Below are 18,157 nucleotides of genomic sequence, written 5' to 3' on the forward strand. Positions count from 1 at the left end.
TAGTCCACAGGAGTAATAAGATGAGTTGGTATATAGCGGTTCTTAAAAAATACTTGGTGTTTAATGGGCGCGCTCGACGCAAAGAATATTGGATGTTTGTGCTTTTCAACAGCATCATCGGAGTGATACTAAGTTTAATTGACCAAGTTACCGGAACCGTTAATCTTGAATCTGGCTTAGGGGTATTGGGCAGTATTTATACCTTGGCGGTCTTGCTGCCTTCTCTGGCGGTGGCGGTGCGTAGGCTACATGATACCGGGCGCAGTGGCTGGTGGTTGTTTATATTATTCCTGCCAATTATTGGCGTATTAGTGCTGTTATTTTTCTTTTTGTCTGACAGCGAAAGTGCAGCCAATGCTTATGGGGAAAACCCTAAAGCTCAAGCTGTTTAACGTTTACTATGTGGTGTTGGCCAATAAATGCATGCAAATGAAACCAGTGGTGTAGGGCTAAATCGCCAATACTATCGGCGTGGCCCTGATTACCGCCATGGTGATAGCGTAGACTTTGTCGATATTAAGCATACTTTTGGCTTTGCTGGTTTAGCGATAGGCGCTTGGGTTAATAAACAAGAGAAACAACGTGCTGCAGAGCTAATCTTTGATGCCTTAGCCGATTTGGCATTTTTGCTTAATTTGCCTCCGGTCGCACTAGGTTTAAGAGGTAGCTTAAATTTGGCTTTTGGCACCGGTGGTCAAGCTAATGTTCAAGCTCACTATGCCCCTGCGAGTAAAACTCTCGCACTTGCTAAAAATGCTGGCGCTGGCGCTCTAGCTCATGAGTGGTGGCATGCTTTCGACAACTACATGGCCGCAAAATTATTTTGCCAGCCTGCCGAGCGCAACGAGTTTGCTTCGACTCGCTGGCTGGCCGATGATAAGCAGCATCCCCATGCTTTAAACCAGTTACTTGATCAGCTGTTTGCTGCGGTGTTTTTAAGCGAGCAAGGGCAAAATCTACATCCTTATGTAAGCCGCTCAGTGGCCTTAGATAAGCAACTCGGGCTGCGTTATTTTAGCTTGCCTACAGAAATGATGGCGCGGGCGTTTGAAGCATGGATTCAAAGTCGTAACGATATCAAAAACAGCTACTTAGTGAGTGGTACCAAGCAAACTGAATTAGCCAAACAAGGAGCCTATCCCGATGATCGGCATCTATTGCTGATAGGTGATAGTGCGTTGCAATACTTCGAAACATTGGGGCGCGCACTAGGATTCAGAGCATAGAAGATTTGTTGAAAACTCTTTGAATTGTTTCATCTCTGCCGATGCTAAATAAGTTTTCTATTCACAAATTAATCAAGGATCGTATACTTGTTGGTCTTGTTAATGAAATTTAACAAGACTCCTAGGGAATTAGGGAACAGGGAATGTTGCGACTATTATCTATCGTTTTATTGGCTTTTACTTGGTTTAATGCTGCCTTCGCGCAAGAAAAAGTGGATTTGCGTGTACTCGCTTGGCCGGGTTACGCCGATGCTGATATGGTGGCTGACTTTGAAAAGCGTTATAAGGTTAAAGTTAAAGTCAGCTACATTACCAGTGATGATGAAATGTGGCTGAGAATGGGCCATAAAAACGGCGAGAACTACGATGTTTTTGCGGTAAATACTGCCGAGTTACAGCGCTACATTGATGCCAAACTGGCTAGGCCTTTAAATCCCCAGGCCATCGGCAATATAGCCAAACAGTTACCGCGGTTTGCTACTTTAGAAGAGATCCCTGGAGTCACTCGCGATGGGCTGGTTTATGCTATTCCCTATACCTATTCTGAGATGGGCCTCATCTACAATAAAAACTATTTTGAGCAGCCGCCTACCAGTTGGAAAATCATGTGGGACCCACAATATCAAGGTAAGGTGCTGGCATACAATGGGAGTGCCCACAACTATTCTTTAGCTGGTATGGTGCAAGGCCTTGATAACCCTTTTCAACAATCTAACCAGCAATTTAACAAAAGCACCGAATTATTGTTGGCGCTTAGGCGTAATGCGCTTACTTTTTATAGTTCACCAGAAGAAGCCTCTGAGTTTTATAATCAAGAGTCGGTCGCTTTAGTATTTGCTAACTATGGCGCCCAGCAACTTAAGCAGTTACAAGATGCTGGAGCCGATATTAGTTATGTTATTCCCCAAGAGGGAGCCTTAGCATGGTTAGATTGCTGGGCACTGTCTAGCGGAGTTAAAAATAAAGATCTCGCCCATAAATGGATTGATTTCACCCTAGAGCCTTGGGTTAGTCAGTTACTTACCGAGCGCCAAGGCTTAGCGAATACCATTGTGCAAGATAACCGCTCGGTTGCTGAAGACAAAATCATTTGGTTAGAGGAGGTGGAAGATCATCAGCTGCGCAGTGAGTTTTGGGAAAACATTCTTAGCGGCAAAACCTTGCAAATGATGAGTTTGCCATGATCAATTCAATTTCTCTGCGTTTTGGACTTTGGTTTGCCGGCTTTGGTATTTTGGCCTCGGTGGTTACTGCTGCGGTTAGTTACCATGAGAGCCGCGGGTTGTTAGCCGAAAGCGCAGAGCGAGAATTAGCAACCACCACTCAGATCTTAGCTCGGGAGTTTGGAACTAGCATTGAAGAAATAACCAAAGATGTATTGTTTTTAAGCTCTATTCCTCAAACCGTGGGTTATTTTGGCGCCTCTAATCAAGATGAACTTGCTAAGCAGCTGAAGGATATTTTTAAGCAAAAGCTCAATTTAAATCCTTCTTATTTTCAGTTGCGTTTTATTGGCGCCGACAACTTTGGTCGTGAATTAATTCGAGTTGATAGACTGAGTGATGGCTTGGTCTCTATTCCCGATGCGAGCTTAGAAGAAAAAGCTCATTATCCTTATGTTTTCCGCACATTGCGATTAAATGTAGGCGAAAGCTATTTGTCGGATGTAGACATTCATAATGAGAAAGGCGTCGAACTGGGCTTGCATCAACCTACCTTAAAAATTGCTTCGCCGGTATATGTAGAGGGGAAAGCCCTTGGCTTGGTGGTGGTGAATGTGGGCTTGACGCGTTTGTTTAGCCAAATGCAGGCCGATTTACCTGAAGGGGTTGCCATCTACTTAGCCAACCAAAAAGGCGATTACTTAGTTAATCCTAATCCTGATAAACAGTTTGGTTTTCATTTTGGCCACCGCTATTTAATGCAGCGTGACTTTCCGCAGATGGAGGTGCTATTTAGCGATTTGCAGCCAATTACTTTTGTACTGGACCCCTCTGCAGTCTACAAGTATGAGCGAGCAGTGTCTTTTACTCCATTATTTTATGGACCAAAGTCTAGCCCTAAAATGGCGGTGCTTGGATTGGCTAGCCCTTTACCTACGCTAAGTCATATTATTGATTCCCTTGCAGGCTCAATGATTAAGGTATGTTTAGCTTTAAGCTTACTGGGGCTATTCACCTCATTATTCTTTGCCAAGGTGTTGTCTCAGCCTATTCGTAATATGGTGATAGCGGTAAACTCATTTTCTAAAGGTAAGCTACCAGCTGCGCAACTATTGCCTAGTGAGCGAAAGGACGAAATTGGTTTATTGGCCAATACCTTTAAAGCGATGTCGCGGCAAATTAACAAACAAATAGTTGAGCTTAAAGATAATGAGATTAATCTACGCTATATGGCCAGTCACGATAGTTTAACGGGGTTGCCAAACCGCAGTTTATTCTTAGAGCAACTGCGTGCTGCAATTCATCGTGCCGAGGTAGCACAGCATAGCCTCGCAGTGGTGTTCATTGATTTGGATAATTTTAAACAAGTTAATGATAATTTGGGCCATGAAGCGGGTGACCTCTTGTTAAAACAGGTCGCAATGGTGTTGCGCGATTCCATTCGCTCGGGGGATTCGGTAGCCCGTTTTGCTGGTGATGAATTTATGCTGGCTCTAGAGTCAATTTCCGAGCCTGAAGAGACCAATGAAGTGGTTGGCACTGTGCTACGCCGCTTGGCTCAGGAAATTAGTTTGGGGGTGCATATTCAGCCAGTTTATGCCAGCGTAGGTATTAGTATGTACCCAGCAGATGGCAACGACCCAGAGTTATTAGTGCGTAATGCCGATGCGGCGATGTATCAAGCCAAGTCTAATGGCCGTAATCAATTTAGTTATTATGCTCTAGATGAACCTTCTGCAATAGGTTAGGCCACCCTATCAAAATGGCGTTGCATCATCTGGGGTTTATTGTTTGTTAGCTCGAAATTTTTAGCTGCCTTAAAGCCTTGTAGGTTTAACCATTGCGTTGCGCTAGTGACTTCAACAAAAACCTGTTTAGTATAATGTTGTTCCGCAGGTAGCATCCGCCTAAGTTGGTATTGTTTGAGCGGCGAAAAGCTAAATACTTGCGCAACATGGCTCATTCCAGTTTGAATACACCATTGCTGTAGTTCACTGATTGCCAGCTCTGCCTCCGGCACAGCTAATTCCCATTGTTCTAACAATACTAAATGTGCCCAAGGTGCTGATAGTGATTGCCCAATACGTTTAAAGTCTTCAGCAAAGTGCTCACTAACAGCTTGATTCCACGCGCCTTGAGCGCTGGCAATTAGTAAATTGTCGAGCAGGTATAGCTGGTAGTCGCCGTGAAGTGGTTCTGTGCTCATAGAGATGTTGGCTAGTTGATAATGTTTAAGTTTAGCCAAGATTGTTAGCTAAGCCAGCCTTTTGCTTTGTAGGCTAGGGCCGGCTTTTATTAGGTAAATTATCAGTTTAAGCGCGCTTCTTACTGGCTACATCCATCCAAACCGCTAATAGCAAGATGCTACCTTTGATGATGGATTGCCAATATGTTGGTACATCCATCATGCTCATGCCGTTGTCTAAGCTGGCCATAATAAATGCGCCCATCACTGCGCCAAATACTGTGCCCACCCCACCGGCTAAACTGGTTCCGCCAATCACACAGGCCGCAATGGCGTCTAACTCAGCAATGTTACCAGCAGATGGAGAACCCGCGCCTAAACGTGAAGCCAAAATTAAGCCCGCCACGCCCACCAATAAGCCATTAATTGCAAATACAGATAGCTTGGTGCGCTCAACGTTGATGCCAGATAAACGGCTGGCTTCAAGGTTGCCACCAATAGCGTAAATACGGCGACCGAAGGCGGTTTTCTTGGCCATAAAGGCAGCGGCAAACATCAGCACTACCAGCAATAATACTGGAGTAGGAACACCGCGGTAGTCGTTTAATAGTAATACCGTGCCTAGGGCGAAGATGGCAATCAGGCCAAACTTGAATATATCTCCAGTGACGGGCTTATTACTTAGTTTGTGCTCCGAGCGAGTTTTACGCAGTTTTCCTTGCCAAGCAAAAAAGACTGCCAGCGCACCTACGGTGGTGATTAGTGAGAACATGTCTGGCAAGTAGCTTTGGCCAATAATGCCCATATCTGGGGTTGTTGGAGCAACCGTGCTACCGCCAGTAATGCCGATTAAAATCCCCCTAAAGGCCAGTAAGCCGGCTAGGGTAACAATAAACGATGGTACTTTGCGGTAGGCTACCCACCAACCATTCCACAGGCCGAGTAAAAAGCCAGCACTTAAAGTAAGCACAATGGTGAGTGGTAAAGGCAATTGCCACCACACATCCATAATGGCAGCTGCGCCGCCTAATAGGCCCATCATTGAGCCAACTGATAAATCAATCTCTGCCGAGATGATCACAAACACCATGCCAATAGCGAGTATCCCGGTTATGGCCGTTTGGCGTAGTAAATTAGAGATGTTACGTGGGGTAAGATAGCTGCCCTCGGTGGCAAAGTAGAAAAACAGCATAATTACCGCAATAGCGGCAAACATCACCAATACTTGTAACTTCATTTTCTTTAAATTACTCATCAAGTTCACCTTGTTTGTGGTGCTATTGATGGTTGTTTCTTGACTAGACATGTTTGTTACTCCTCGGCCAACGCGCAGTCCATCACCATTTCTTGGCTCAGGTTTTGATTGTCTAGAAGGCCTTTCAATTTACCTTCATGCATCACTAATACTCGGTCACTAATGCCTAATACTTCCGGCAATTCGGAGGACACCATAATGATGCTGATCCCTTGTTTAACCAATTGATACATCAACTTATAAATTTCATATTTTGCCCCTACATCGATGCCTCTAGTGGGTTCATCAAGGATCAAAATACGCGGTTGTAATAATAAGAATTTGGCTAAAATGGCTTTTTGTTGGTTGCCTCCACTTAGGCTTTTTATGGCCAACTCTGGGGACGCTGTTTTTACTTTAAGGCGTTGAATGGATTGTTCAATGGCTGTTTGTTCAGCTGATTCATTGACGGTTTGGCCTAAGCCACTAAACATGTTTAAACCGGCTAGGGTAATGTTTTGGCCTACTCCCATAATTGGCACAATGCCATGGCGTTTACGATCTTCGGGCACCATAGCAATGCCGTGATTTAAAGCATCGCGATTGTGGCGAATTTTTATCGGTTTTCCATCTAGCTCCACAGGGCATTGATAAATGCCTTCGTAAGAACCAAATAAACACTGCATAAGTTCGGTACGGCCCGAACCCACCAAACCAGCTACGCCCAAAATCTCACCCTTACGTAGACTAAAACTCACTTGGTCTACTTGTTTAAGATTGGACGACTTGCTTAATTGGGCATTAACCGGCCCAACCTTGAGGATCACTTCGCCAATAGGATGCTCTTCGCGAGGAAACAGTTGTTTAAGTTCACGGCCCACCATCATGCTGATTATGTCGTCGGTGCTCATGATGTTGGCGTTTTGAGTGCCGATATGTTCACCATCGCGAATGATGCAAATTCGGTCAGATATCTCTTTTACTTCATTGAGTTTGTGAGAGATGTAAACACAACTTACGCCTTCACTGCGTAGCTGTTTAACAATGTCTAACAACACCCGTGTTTCGGATTCTGTTAGAGGCGCACTAGGTTCATCCAGCACTAATACTTCGGCTTTTTTAGATAAGGCTTTGGCAATTTCTACCAGTTGCTGTTGGCCAACCCCTAATTCTCGAATAAGCGTGTCGGGTGAAACATCTAGTTTTACCCGTTTAAGCAAATCTTCGGTTTGCTTAAACATGGCACTGTGATCAAGTACCCCATAACTGGTGATTTCGGCACCAAGAAAAATATTCTCTAAAATAGACAGCTCTTTAACCAGCGTGAGCTCTTGGTGAATGATGGCAATGCCCTTTGCCTCGCTATCGCGAATATTGCGCGAAACAAGCGGTTCGCCTTTATAAATAATTTGTCCTTCATAACTACCATGGGGATGAACGCCGGTTAGCACCTTCATTAAGGTGGACTTCCCAGACCCGTTCTCGCCGCAAAGCGAGACAACTTCGCCACGTTCTAAGTTGAAACTTACCCCATTAAGCGCAATCACTCCGGAGAATTTTTTAACGATGTCAGACATCATCAATAAGCTGCTTTGGCTCATCTTAACTCCTAATAGAAAGGGCGAGGCGATGGCCCCGCCCTTTTGTTACTGCGTAGTAAATAGCGCTTACTGATATACGTCTGCTTTGCTGTGGAAGCCGTCGGCAATCACGGTTTGATCAATATTCGATTTATCTACAGGAATTGGCGTAAGTAGGTAAGAAGGTACGTCTTTAGTACCGTTGTTTAAGCTAGAGTTCGACTCTGGCATTTGGCCGTTGCCCATTTGCACTGCCAGCTCTGCTGCAGTGGTGGCGAGCAGTTTAATTGGCTTGTAAATGGTCATGGTTTGGGTACCGGCTACTACGCGGCGGCTGGCGGCTAAATCGGCATCTTGACCAGAGATATATACCCTACCAGCTAGCCCTTGTGCGTCTAATGCTTGAATAGCACCACCTGCAGTAGAGTCGTTAGAGGCAACAACTACGTCGATGTTATTGTCGTTAGCAGTTAAGGCATTTTCCATGATTTTTAGGGCATTCTCGGCTAACCAGCCATCAACCCATTGGTCACCTACTACTTTAATATCACCTTTGTCGATCAGTGGCTGTAGGATGTTCATTTGCCCTTGGCGGAACAACTTCGCGTTGTTATCAACTGGCGAACCGCCCATTAGAAAAAAGTTGCCATCGGCTTTGTGCTTAATTAATGCTTCGGCTTGTAGTTCACCTACTTTTTCGTTATCGAAAGATAAGTAAAAATCGATGTCGGCATTGTTAATTAGGCGATCATAAGCCAGTACCTGAATGCCCTCAGATTTAGCTTCGGCGATCACATTAGACAATACTTTTCCGTTATAGGGAATTATCACTAGTACGTCTACGCCACGAGAAATCATGTTCTCAATTTGAGAAATCTGGGCGGTTTCATTACTGTTGGACGATTGAACATACACTTTGGCACCAAGTTCTTCGGCTTTCTCAACAAAAAAGTCTCGGTCTTTTTGCCAGCGCTCTAGGCGAAGATCATCGATGGCCAAGCCGATTTTTACGGTTTTGGCAAATGCTGGGGCGGAAACGGCTAACGCGACTGTGCACAATAGAGTGATCAGCTTTTTCATGTTTTGGCTCCTTGCTATATAGCTTTTTGTTATTTTTAGCTAATTGTAGGGTGTAGAGGTAATCCCAAAAACTCATTCCTCGTCAACCAGATTAGGCTCAATTTGGATACTCACCAATGATGCTTTTTTGTACAGCTATAATGTTTATTCACATTAAATGTCATTATGTGACAAGTCTCAAGAAAACGTTTTCCTTTGGCGGGCGTTTTTTAAGAATTACTAAAACTTGGCACTATAGTTGAGTCACACTTTTACTTATATTTTATTAATTTGATAATAAAATTAATAAAAGGGCGGTGGAAGAAGATTTGAAATTTTTGTAATAAGCTGCTGAAAATAAAGATATTGTCATTTTCCACAAAGAGATTTAAGTGAAAGCTTTAGTTTCACTTAAAACGCAGGTAAAGCTCACATTAGCTGTGATGTTGAAACTCGCCGATTAACTCAATTTGAGCCGCTTGCTCACTAAATGCCTTTAGCGTATCTAAACCTGGAGCTTGCCCTGGGGTGTATTGTTTGGCGATGGCGTTGATCCACTGCAAACCTAACGCACTTTCGTAAGCTGAGCTAAGCACACAACTTACTTGGTTAGCTTGTGCTTGGTCGATAATGCTGGCACAGGTTCGCCAAGGGCCAAGTAAACTCGGTTTAATGACTAAGCAGCGCAAACCTTCGAAGTAATGATAGCGGTAGCTGCTGTCTTGTAGGGTTTCATCTAAGCCAATGCCTACGCCAGTGCGTTGAGCTAACAACTCGCATTGTTGGCTATTCATTAGCGGTTCTTCAATATAGTCGATGCGGCTAAGATCGATACTCTCTAAAACAAAAATAGCTTGGTTCCATATCCAGCCTCGGTTTGCATCTAAACGTAGCTGTAAATCAGGATAGCTGTGTTGTAATTGTTGAATTAGTTCTAGATCTTGTTTGGGGGATTGGCGAGCCACTTTAAGCTTGGCTAGATGACCAGATTGAGAGTCCAGAATTTGTTGGCAGTGAGCGAAATCGCCGTTAAGTAGCGGGTAGCCAGAAACAATGGGAGTACTTAGTGGTAGCCCTGCCATCGCACAGTCGATACCAAAGGCAACACTTGGATACAGCTTACGCTGAACATGCCCTTGTAAGTAGTCGGTAATTTGCTGCTCTGCTTGCGCTAATGTTTCTTCGCTAAATCCGGGTAGTGGGGCTATTTCTCCACGTCCCAAGCGGCCATCACGAAAGCGAATTTCGAGGTAAAGACCTTGGCGTTGCTTATGTTTTAGAGAACCAAGCTGTATGGGGTCAACAAATGCTTGGGTATAGCGACTTAAGGTAGCACTTTGCCAGTTACAGAGCATGCTGAGACCTCTCAAATACTAGAAGTGATGAAGCACTCATCACTCTGCAAATCTATCACTTTGTACAGAGCAGTCGCAATAGCAAATATGCGATTTATTATTATGCTTTAGTGGGTGTTTTTAAGCTGGTTGAGTGGTGCGAGTGGACTAGGTTAAATGAAGAGTGGGGTAGAATACTCGCTAAAGCATACGAGGATTCTGCCCTTCACCATTGCCGTTAAGGATTACGCTTAAATTTACTAAACTCAGGCGGGCGTTTTTCGTTAAAGGCGTTACGACCTTCTTGGCCTTCTTCTGTCATGTAGAACAGCATGGTGGCGTTGCCCGCGAGTTCTTGTAAACCAGCTTGGCCATCACAATCAGCATTGAGTGCAGCTTTTAAACAGCGCAAAGCCATAGGGCTGTTTTGCAACATCTCACGACACCACTGCACGGTTTCTTTTTCAAGATCTGCATACGGCACTACGGTGTTCACTAAGCCCATATCAAGTGCTTCTTGCGCATCATACATGCGGCATAAAAACCAAATCTCGCGCGCTTTCTTTTGGCCGACTATGCGCGCCATGTAACTGGCTCCCCAGCCACCATCAAAAGAGCCTACTTTAGGGCCAGTTTGGCCAAATTTGGCGTTGTCGGCGGCAATGGTTAAGTCACACATCATGTGTAATACATGGCCACCACCTACAGCGTAACCGGCTACCATGGCTACCACAGGTTTAGGGCAGGTACGAATTTGGCGTTGAAAATCTAATACATTTAGGTGATGGGTCCCTTGGTCATCTTTATAGCCGCCGTAATCACCACGTACCGATTGATCGCCGCCAGAACAAAAAGCCAGTTCGCCTTCGCCAGTAAGAATAATCACACCCACTTCTGGGTCGATGCGGGCGTCATTTAAGGCATGCATCATCTCTTGAACCGTTAAAGGACGAAATGCGTTGCGAACTTGCGGGCGGTTAATAGTGATCTTGGCGATGCCGCAGGCGGACTTATGGTAGCGAATATCTTCGTATCCATTGTCGGCATCCTGCCAAGTTACTGCTGAGCTATCTATTTGGGTCATTCTCTTCTCTATCATTATTTAGGACACTGGACAGTTGTTCGAGAAACAGTGTCGGTTGTTCAAAATGGCAATTGTGCCCAGCGCCTTCAATGATGTGACATTTAAGGCGTGGGTAATCTTGTTGTAGCTGTTTGGCTAGCGCTTGGTATTTATTGTCTAGGCTTCCACCAATAAAATCTAGCGGCATTTTTAATTGACCAAGCTGCCGACTCAGATCTTGCTGCAAACCCAAGCTGGTTGCGCGCAACGTTGCGGCAATGCCCTGGCGGTCTTGATGTTGGCGGCGTTGAATAAGCTGCTGCCGCTGCTCGCTACTAAGGTTGGCAAATACCGCTTGTTGGTACCATTCGTTGACTAGCGTATCCAGGGGCTCTGTTAACCAGCGGTCTGCCCAACGGTTGTCGTGCACTAAACGTTGTTGGCGTGCATCTTCATCACTTAAACCAGTATTGGCAGATTCGATAACTAATCGTTCAATACCTTTGGGGGCGAGTAAAGCATGTTGCAGCGCTAAGCGGCCTCCTAGGCTGTAACCCACTAAATGGTAATGGGCGATTTTAAGGCGCTTTAAGCATGCGGTGAGCTGGTGGCTAAAATCTTTAAAGGCATTGCGTGGTTTAAGCCGCTGCTGGGCGCTCATGCCATGGCCGGCAATGTCTACGGTTACACAATAGTAGTGCTGGCTAAGCACTGCAATTTGCGCTTGCCAGTCGCTACCGCTACCTAGAAATCCATGCAAAAAAACTAAACAGGGATGTTGGCTTTGTCCATAAACGCTAAAGTGCATCGTGGCTGGCTACCTGACTAATTAAAGATTGATAACGCGCACTGGCATCGCCTGGAGTAAAGCAGACTTCAATCAAGCTGGCTCCGGCTTGGTACTGTGCACGCTCAAAAGCATGGCCGAATTGTTCGAAATTTACCACCTGTTGATAAGCTAAATTGAAGGTGGCTGCGGCGGCGGCAAAGTCGGCCTGATGAGGTAACTGATAATACTGTTTGCTTAGCTGTTGATCCTGCGGGCCTGTTGATAGCGCAGGCAATAGGTTAAATATTTCACCGCCGTTATTATTAAACAGCACTATCACTAGATTTTGCTGGCTATTAGCGGCAAGGCTTAAGGAGTTTAAGTCATGCAATAACGAGGTATCGCCAATCACTAAAGTACATGCTTGTTGCAGACCTTCGGCAATTCCTACGCTGGTGGCTAATAAACCATCAATGCCCGACGCTCCGCGGTTGGCAAAGTAATGCTCCGCTTGGCAAGGTTGGCCAAGTAGTTCAAACAAACGCACGACCATGCTATTGCCCATAAACAAGGCTGATTGTGGTTTTTGCTGTGCCGAAATTTGTGCGCATATTGCCAGCTCGGAGTAATCGAGTAAGGCAGCATTAACCTCCTCGCTAATGGCTTGTTGAGCTTGGGTCCATCGCTCTAGATACTGTTGGCTAGTGGGGCTTGCCTTAACCGGATGAGCGTGTAGCCAAGCTTTGGCGCTGCATTGCCAGCGCTGCTGGATACTTTGGCCGGGGTTTACCCGCTGCGCTGATTGATCAATTAAATAATACTTTGCTGAGCTCTTGGCCAGCCATTGGTTGAGGCGTTTCGACACCAGCTTGCCGCCAAACTGAATTATCAGTTCGGCTTGTACTTGTTCGGTAAATCGCGAGTTGGCGAGTAATAACTCAGCGTGTTGAATCAGCCCAGCACCCTCTTGTGCGGTTTGCCAATGGCTTTGGCAATCGACTACTACTGGCCAGCCTGCTTGCTGCGCCCAAGTTATAATGGCTTGGCTTTGCTCGGCGGTTTGCTGGCCTATTATTACCAATACTTTGGACTTTTCGACTAGCTCTGACCACTGCTGACTAACGACAGGCTGGGAGCTATTAGGATGTTGTTGGTAATAGGGCGAGCCGCTGTTTATCCAAGCTTCAAGTTGCTTATAAAGCGCAGTTAAATCTTGTTTAGCTTGTTCAGGATAGAAGGGTTCACGGTAAGGACAATTTAAATGCACTGGGCCAGGTGTTTGTTGCTGCAGCGCTAAGGCATGCCCCAGCTCGCTAAGCATATTGGCGAGTGAAGCATCAACACTGGGTTCGGCTAGTTGGCCACTATATACCGGGTAGTTGGCAAATATTCCCTGCTGTTCAATGGCTTGATTAGCTCCAACAGCAACCAGCTCCTGTGGCCGATCGGCGCTAAGCACTAACAATGGAATGTTTGATTGCTTTGCCTCAATCACCGCCGGGTAAAGGTTAGCAACCGCACTGCCCGAGGTGGTAATAATGGCGACAGTTTGCTGGCGAGCCTTACTTAAACCTAAAGCAAAAAAGCCTAAACCGCGTTCGTCAAAGTGGCAATGGCTAGTGGCTTTAGGGTGTTTAGCCACCGCTAGGGTTAATGGCGTAGAGCGAGAGCCGGGGGCGATACAAAAGTGTTCAATGCCGTGGCGAATGCAATCTTCTATTAAGCACTCAGCCCAGGCAATGTTAATGTTTTTAATCAAGGAGTAGGTCCTTATCTACCAGCTGCAATACCGTGGCGATTTTGTGGTTAAGCTCTTGCCATTCTTGCTCGGCTTGTGAGCCTGCCACAATGCCTGCACCAGCAAAGGTACTTAAATGTTGCGGAGTAACTAAGGCGCTACGAATGGCCACCGAAAACTCGCTTTGCGCACCGCTTAACCAGCCTACTGCGCCAGCATACCAGCCACGGGCATAGCCTTCGTTTTTAAGAATATATTGCACCGCAGAAGAACGTGGCAAGCCACCTACTGCAGGGGTGGGGTGTAAGGCTTGCAATAACGAGCGGTCATCTAAGGCAGGGCTAATGCGGGCCTGAATCCGCCGTTTTAAATGCTGCACTCTATCTAGCTTTAGCAATTCTAGATTATCTAAGGTGCGCACATGCAGGCTTAGCTCTTTTAAGCGGCGGGTTAAATCATCCACTACCAGTTGGTTTTCTAGCTTATTTTTGGCGTCTTCTAATAGCTGTTCGCCCAGTTGAGCATCTAGCTCGCTAGTTTCTCCACGCGGCGCAGTGCCGGCTAAGGCTTCACTGACCAATTGGCTGCCTTCACGAGAATACAAACGCTCGGGACTGCAGCCCAAAAAGCTAGTTACTCCATCAAACTGAAATAAAAAGCTGTAGCAGTTCCGTTCTTTTTGTTGCCATTGTTGTAGCAAAGAAAAAGCGTTTATTTCGGCATTTAGTTGCAAATTGGTTTGCCGAGACAGCACCACTTTGGCGGTGTGTTGTTGAAAATCTTCGCTGGTGACTTGCTTAACCAAGTGCTGCCATTGTTCGCGACTGGGTTGGTCTTGGCGAGACAAGGCTTTAAGTTGTGTGTGTTGCAGGGCTTGTACTGGTTTTAAGGCAGCAAAGGCCTTTTCGATGCGCTGATACTCTAGCTCTGGTTGATGTTCAAAATTAGCATTGATGAACAACCGGGTATATTCGCCGTCACAACGAATTTCAAAGCGGGGCAGAATAAAGCGGCGATGCGGAAAGCTTGACCACAGGGCGCTTTGCCGAGCAAAGGCAATGCCGCCATAAAAGCGCAGCTGGTTATTGTGTGGGTCTAGTTGGTCACACACCGATTGCAGTTGCTCCAAATCGAGTACCGACTTAGCCGCACCCACAAAGGCAACTTGTTGCTGGCGTTTGTTTTTCCAGTAACCGCGGGTGGTGTGTTGTTGTTGGTTAAGCCAGGCGAGAAGCTCGAGCTTTGGCAGCTTTATACAAACCTGCTGAAACCCCTGCTGCGGCAATAGCCTAAGCTGGTCCATCGCATTTTTAAACTGGCTAGCAGTGAGTCTCACCTTAACTATTCCTGCTCAATGACACTGGTTCAATGTAGCTGTTTTTGTTACAAGTTTATAGTCAGATTTGGCTCAGCCTTGATGCTGAGCAATAATAGGCGCTAAGTTCTTATCTTAATGTTGAATATTACTTTGAAATCATGGCTTCATGCGGCGCGTTTACGCACCTTGCCTTTAGCGAGCGCGTCGATAATTTTGGGTTCTGCACTGGCATATTCTGAGGGACGCTTTGCTTGGCCAGTATTGCTGCTGGCCTTGCTAACGGCCTTGTTGCTGCAAATTCTTTCCAATTTAGCCAATGATTATGGCGATGCGGTAAGTGGTGTTGATGATGACACTCGAGTGGGCCCGGCTCGCGCGATTCAAGCTGGATTATTGACTAAGCAGCAAATGTTTCGGGCAATTACGCTGGTTGCCCTGCTGGCAGTGTTAAGTGGTATTGCGCTACTGGCAGTAAGTTTGGGCAGCAATCTACAGGCTTGGTTAGGGTTTATGGGCTTGGGTGGGCTGTCGATTGTTGCGGCTATGGCCTACACCATGGGAGCTCGGCCATACGGTTATCGTGGCTTTGGCGATATAAGTGTATTTTTGTTTTTTGGCTTACTGGGAGTATTGGGCTCTTATTATTTGCATACGCAAACTCTGGGCTGGCCGGTACTGATGATAGCCGCAGCCAATGGTTTGTTAGCCACGGCGGTGCTTAACATAAACAATCTCCGTGATTTTGCTCCTGATAAGGCTGCCGGAAAGCTGACTTTGGCAGTGCGCTTAGGTGAGCGTAATGCCCGTTGTTACCATTTAGTATTAGTGGTGCTGGCTTTATTGTTATTTGCCAGCTTTGTTATTTGGCAAAGTAGCGCTAGTTTCGCTTGGTTGTGTTTGTTGCCTGCTTTAGCTCTTATGAAGGTAACTAAAACCGTTATGCTGGAGCGCCAGCATCAGCTATTGGACAAGCAATTGCAGCTCACCGCCAAACTAAGTTTTTTTATCGCCTTGTTGTTTAGTCTTGGTTTGCAGTTTCATTATTAGGGGTTGTTGAGTTTTCGCGGTAAAGTTTTGCTCGCGAAAATCAGCTCGAAAGATCAACAGCTGCTAAAGCCTTATCGCCAAATGACACACAATATTCGCATTTAATCTACGCCAGGTGGATAAAAAGCGTTGAGCCTAGTCCTTGGCCTTTGCTAAGGTAGCTACAGATGTTTTGGAGGATTATCGATGCGCAAGATAGGGACCATCTTGCTGCCAGCCCTAGCAATTGCAGGCCCAAGTTTGGCCGACATGCAGCCTGCCAAGTGGTATAGTGCAGACGGAGTAGGAATTGTACCCAGTATTGAAATAATGGGTTTATACGACAGTAACCTTACTAACAGTAATAGCAATCAAATATCTTCCTGGGGAACCATCGTTTCGCCAGCCATTGCGGCGATTTCTGAACAAGAAAAAAGCACTTATTATGCAGCATATCGCTTGGTGTGGGGCGAGTATTTTGACAGCTCAGAAGATAACTTTATCGATCACCACTTACGTTTAAACGGCGAATGGGACTTTAGCGCGCGTCATCGGGCTAAATTACGCTACGATTTTCGTCGTAATCATGATCAACGTGGTGAAGGTATTTCTGCGGGTGTAGGTGGTGTAATTGACGAACCTGTGCAATATAACTTGCATTGGGGCCATGGTTTATATGGATTTGGCGCTAAGAGTGCAACGGCGCAGATTGAGTTAGAAGCCAATGCTCGCCAGCTGGATTACCAAAACTTTCGCGAAGTTACCCAGTATCGCGATCGCAATGCTCTCGACGGCAGCGCACGTTTCTTTTATCGAGTATCGTCGGCCACCCGTTTGTTGGCTGAACTTAAAGCGGGAAAAAGCGACTACAAAACCACTGAGCCTGGCGGTGCCAGTCGAGACTTTAACGACTTACTGGGTTTTGTTGGTGGAGACTGGGCGATTACCGGAAAAACTAAAGGGCGGGCAAAAGTTGGTTGGCAGCAACGTGATTTTAAAGAAGGAGAGCGTGAAAAATTTAGCGATTTAAGTTGGTCGTTAGCTGCCGATTGGTCGCCTCGTTCATACTCCACTTTCAGTATTGAAGGGGGACGCCAAGCCAAGGCACCGGAGCAAGGCGGCGATGTTATCGACAATACCAATATCACCTTAGATTGGGAGCATTACTGGCAAGAGCGCTTGGCCACTTACCTAACCGTGGGGTACGACAATAATGATTATCAGGGCATTACTCGCCAAGATAAAATTTATGAAGGCCGAGTTGGCGTAAGTTACCAGTTCCGTCGTTGGCTAGAAATTTCACTCTGGCAGCTATGGAGAGATAAAGATTCTACGCTTCAGGCCGTTACCTATGATAAGCAAGTTACCAGTCTTAAATTGAGACTGAGTTTATGATCAAGGATTAAGTTATGCGAAAACACATTGCGCGCCTTAAATTAAGACTAGTTTTATTAGTCGGCGTGCTGTGTTTTTCTACACATGCAGAAACGGTGAGTAATTACCGTTTGGCGGCTGGCGATACCTTCAGAGTAAGTGTTTACGGTGAACCTGAGCTTAGCTTGGAAACCCGTTTATCTGACGATGGCTTTATTCGTTACCCATTTTTGGGTGAAATAAAAGTACGCGGTCTTACGCTTACTGAATTGCAGCTACGTATTCAAAATGGCCTAAAGGGTGACTATTTAGTCGACCCGATGGTGCAAGTTACCATGGTTGAATACCGCCCCTTTTTTATTAATGGTGAAGTTGCTCGCCCCGGCGCCTACCCTTATCAACCTGGCTTAACGGTAAATCGTGCAATTACCCTTGCTGGTGGGTTTACTGAGCGGGCCGGTAAAAGCAAAATCACGATTCAAGCAGAAGGCGCCACCCCCGATGAGCGCGAGCGAGTGAGCCTTGAAGATCGTGTTTCTGCTGGTGATGTTCTTAATATTCCGCAAAGTTTCTTCTAACCCCATTGTTGGCTTAGGCCAAATGCCTATCTAATTGTTAGGGTCTGTTGATCTTTGCTGATGGTTTTTGCAGCAATTTATTAGCCATTTAGGCAAGGCAGTGAGTGTGCAGTTAAGTGGGCTTAATAATCACTCGCTAACGCTGAATAAATGGCTAATAAATGCTGCCCGAAGGGTTCGGATAAGCGAACTTTACTCTTTGTTAAGCACTTCTTGCTTAGCCCACTAGGCTTCTAAGTGCTCGCCGCGATTAAAGCCCGCTTATCTCGAACAAAATTTCAACACCAAAGATCAACAGACCCTAGTCTAGTTTTAAGCAAAATAGCGAATATCATCATTGGCTTTCTTAATATCACTATTGTGGTTTAGTTTTATCAGCCCTATACTCGGCTCTCTTGTCGGAGTGCCGAAAGGCTGAGACCACGGTTAGCTAAGCTACGTTGTGTGGGATCCGTATAACTTGATCAGGATAATGCCTGCGCAGGGAACAAGATAAGTAATCAATTCCTT

At 45.8% G+C, this 18,157-nt stretch carries 16 protein-coding genes and 1 riboswitch; of the genes, 7 read left to right on the forward strand and 9 right to left on the reverse strand.

Annotated features, from left to right (window positions below; all coding sequences use genetic code 11):
* Positions 1–20: 20 nt before the first annotated feature.
* From K5L93_RS11460 to K5L93_RS11475, 4 genes are all read left to right on the forward strand, one after another.
* Complete coding sequence (locus K5L93_RS11460; RefSeq protein ID WP_220719961.1) at positions 21–392, forward strand: DUF805 domain-containing protein; 372 nt, start codon at positions 21–23, stop codon at positions 390–392.
* Positions 393–419: 27 nt separating this feature from the next.
* Entirely contained in the window at positions 420–1,226 is an 807-nt protein-coding gene (locus K5L93_RS11465; RefSeq protein ID WP_220719962.1) for a CLCA_X family protein, read from the forward strand.
* Positions 1,227–1,369: 143 nt separating this feature from the next.
* Positions 1,370–2,410 carry an extracellular solute-binding protein gene (locus K5L93_RS11470; protein WP_220719963.1) on the forward strand — a complete coding sequence of 347 codons (1,041 nt, stop codon included), beginning with the start codon at positions 1,370–1,372 and terminating at the stop codon, positions 2,408–2,410.
* On the forward strand, positions 2,407–4,137 hold the full coding sequence (locus K5L93_RS11475) for a putative bifunctional diguanylate cyclase/phosphodiesterase (protein WP_220719964.1): 1,731 nt from the start codon (positions 2,407–2,409) through the stop codon (positions 4,135–4,137). The genes K5L93_RS11470 and K5L93_RS11475 overlap by 4 nt, the downstream gene beginning before the upstream one ends.
* Here the strand turns inward: K5L93_RS11475 and K5L93_RS11480 are convergent.
* From K5L93_RS11480 to K5L93_RS11520, 9 genes are all read right to left on the reverse strand, one after another.
* Complete coding sequence (locus K5L93_RS11480) at positions 4,134–4,634, reverse strand: hypothetical protein (RefSeq protein ID WP_220719965.1); 501 nt, start codon at positions 4,632–4,634, stop codon at positions 4,134–4,136. The genes K5L93_RS11475 and K5L93_RS11480 overlap by 4 nt on opposite strands.
* Positions 4,635–4,701: 67 nt before the next feature.
* Positions 4,702–5,880 (reverse strand): sugar ABC transporter permease, encoded by a 1,179-nt coding sequence (locus K5L93_RS11485; protein ID WP_220719966.1) that lies wholly within the window; start codon positions 5,878–5,880, stop codon positions 4,702–4,704.
* A 5-nt stretch (positions 5,881–5,885) separates the two neighbouring features.
* Entirely contained in the window at positions 5,886–7,409 is a 1,524-nt protein-coding gene (locus tag K5L93_RS11490; protein ID WP_220719967.1) for a xylose ABC transporter ATP-binding protein, read from the reverse strand.
* 66 nt (positions 7,410–7,475) lie between these two features.
* The gene (gene xylF / locus K5L93_RS11495) at positions 7,476–8,468 is read right to left on the reverse strand and encodes a D-xylose ABC transporter substrate-binding protein (RefSeq protein ID WP_220719968.1); all 993 of its coding nucleotides are present in this window, start codon (positions 8,466–8,468) and stop codon (positions 7,476–7,478) included.
* A 413-nt stretch (positions 8,469–8,881) separates the two neighbouring features.
* Positions 8,882–9,802, reverse strand: a complete 921-nt coding sequence (gene menC / locus K5L93_RS11500) for an o-succinylbenzoate synthase (protein WP_220719969.1) — start codon at positions 9,800–9,802, stop codon at positions 8,882–8,884.
* Between the two features lie 217 nt (positions 9,803–10,019).
* Entirely contained in the window at positions 10,020–10,865 is an 846-nt protein-coding gene (gene menB, locus K5L93_RS11505; protein ID WP_220719970.1) for a 1,4-dihydroxy-2-naphthoyl-CoA synthase, read from the reverse strand.
* Positions 10,849–11,652, reverse strand: coding sequence for a 2-succinyl-6-hydroxy-2,4-cyclohexadiene-1-carboxylate synthase (gene menH, locus K5L93_RS11510; protein ID WP_220719971.1), 804 nt, complete (start codon positions 11,650–11,652; stop codon positions 10,849–10,851). The genes menB and menH overlap by 17 nt, the downstream gene beginning before the upstream one ends.
* On the reverse strand, positions 11,642–13,372 hold the full coding sequence (gene menD, locus K5L93_RS11515; RefSeq protein ID WP_220719972.1) for a 2-succinyl-5-enolpyruvyl-6-hydroxy-3-cyclohexene-1-carboxylic-acid synthase: 1,731 nt from the start codon (positions 13,370–13,372) through the stop codon (positions 11,642–11,644). The genes menH and menD overlap by 11 nt, the downstream gene beginning before the upstream one ends.
* A complete protein-coding gene (locus K5L93_RS11520) occupies positions 13,365–14,687 on the reverse strand; it encodes an isochorismate synthase (protein WP_220719973.1) in 1,323 nt (440 codons plus the stop codon). The genes menD and K5L93_RS11520 overlap by 8 nt, the downstream gene beginning before the upstream one ends.
* Positions 14,688–14,819: 132 nt before the next feature.
* Between K5L93_RS11520 and K5L93_RS11525 the strand changes: the two genes are divergently transcribed.
* The 3 genes from K5L93_RS11525 (at position 14,820) to K5L93_RS11535 (ending at position 17,647) form a co-directional block, all read left to right on the forward strand.
* The gene (locus tag K5L93_RS11525; protein WP_246615040.1) at positions 14,820–15,716 is read left to right on the forward strand and encodes a 1,4-dihydroxy-2-naphthoate polyprenyltransferase; all 897 of its coding nucleotides are present in this window, start codon (positions 14,820–14,822) and stop codon (positions 15,714–15,716) included.
* A 186-nt stretch (positions 15,717–15,902) separates the two neighbouring features.
* The gene (locus K5L93_RS11530; RefSeq protein ID WP_220719975.1) at positions 15,903–17,090 is read left to right on the forward strand and encodes an outer membrane beta-barrel protein; all 1,188 of its coding nucleotides are present in this window, start codon (positions 15,903–15,905) and stop codon (positions 17,088–17,090) included.
* A 14-nt stretch (positions 17,091–17,104) separates the two neighbouring features.
* Entirely contained in the window at positions 17,105–17,647 is a 543-nt protein-coding gene (locus K5L93_RS11535; RefSeq protein ID WP_220719976.1) for a polysaccharide biosynthesis/export family protein, read from the forward strand.
* A gap of 389 nt (positions 17,648–18,036) precedes the next feature.
* Positions 18,037–18,151: riboswitch (TPP riboswitch) on the forward strand.
* Positions 18,152–18,157 lie beyond the last annotated feature (6 nt).

Origin of the sequence: Agarivorans litoreus (assembly GCF_019649015.1) — a bacterium.
GTDB lineage: Bacteria > Pseudomonadota > Gammaproteobacteria > Enterobacterales > Celerinatantimonadaceae > Agarivorans > Agarivorans litoreus.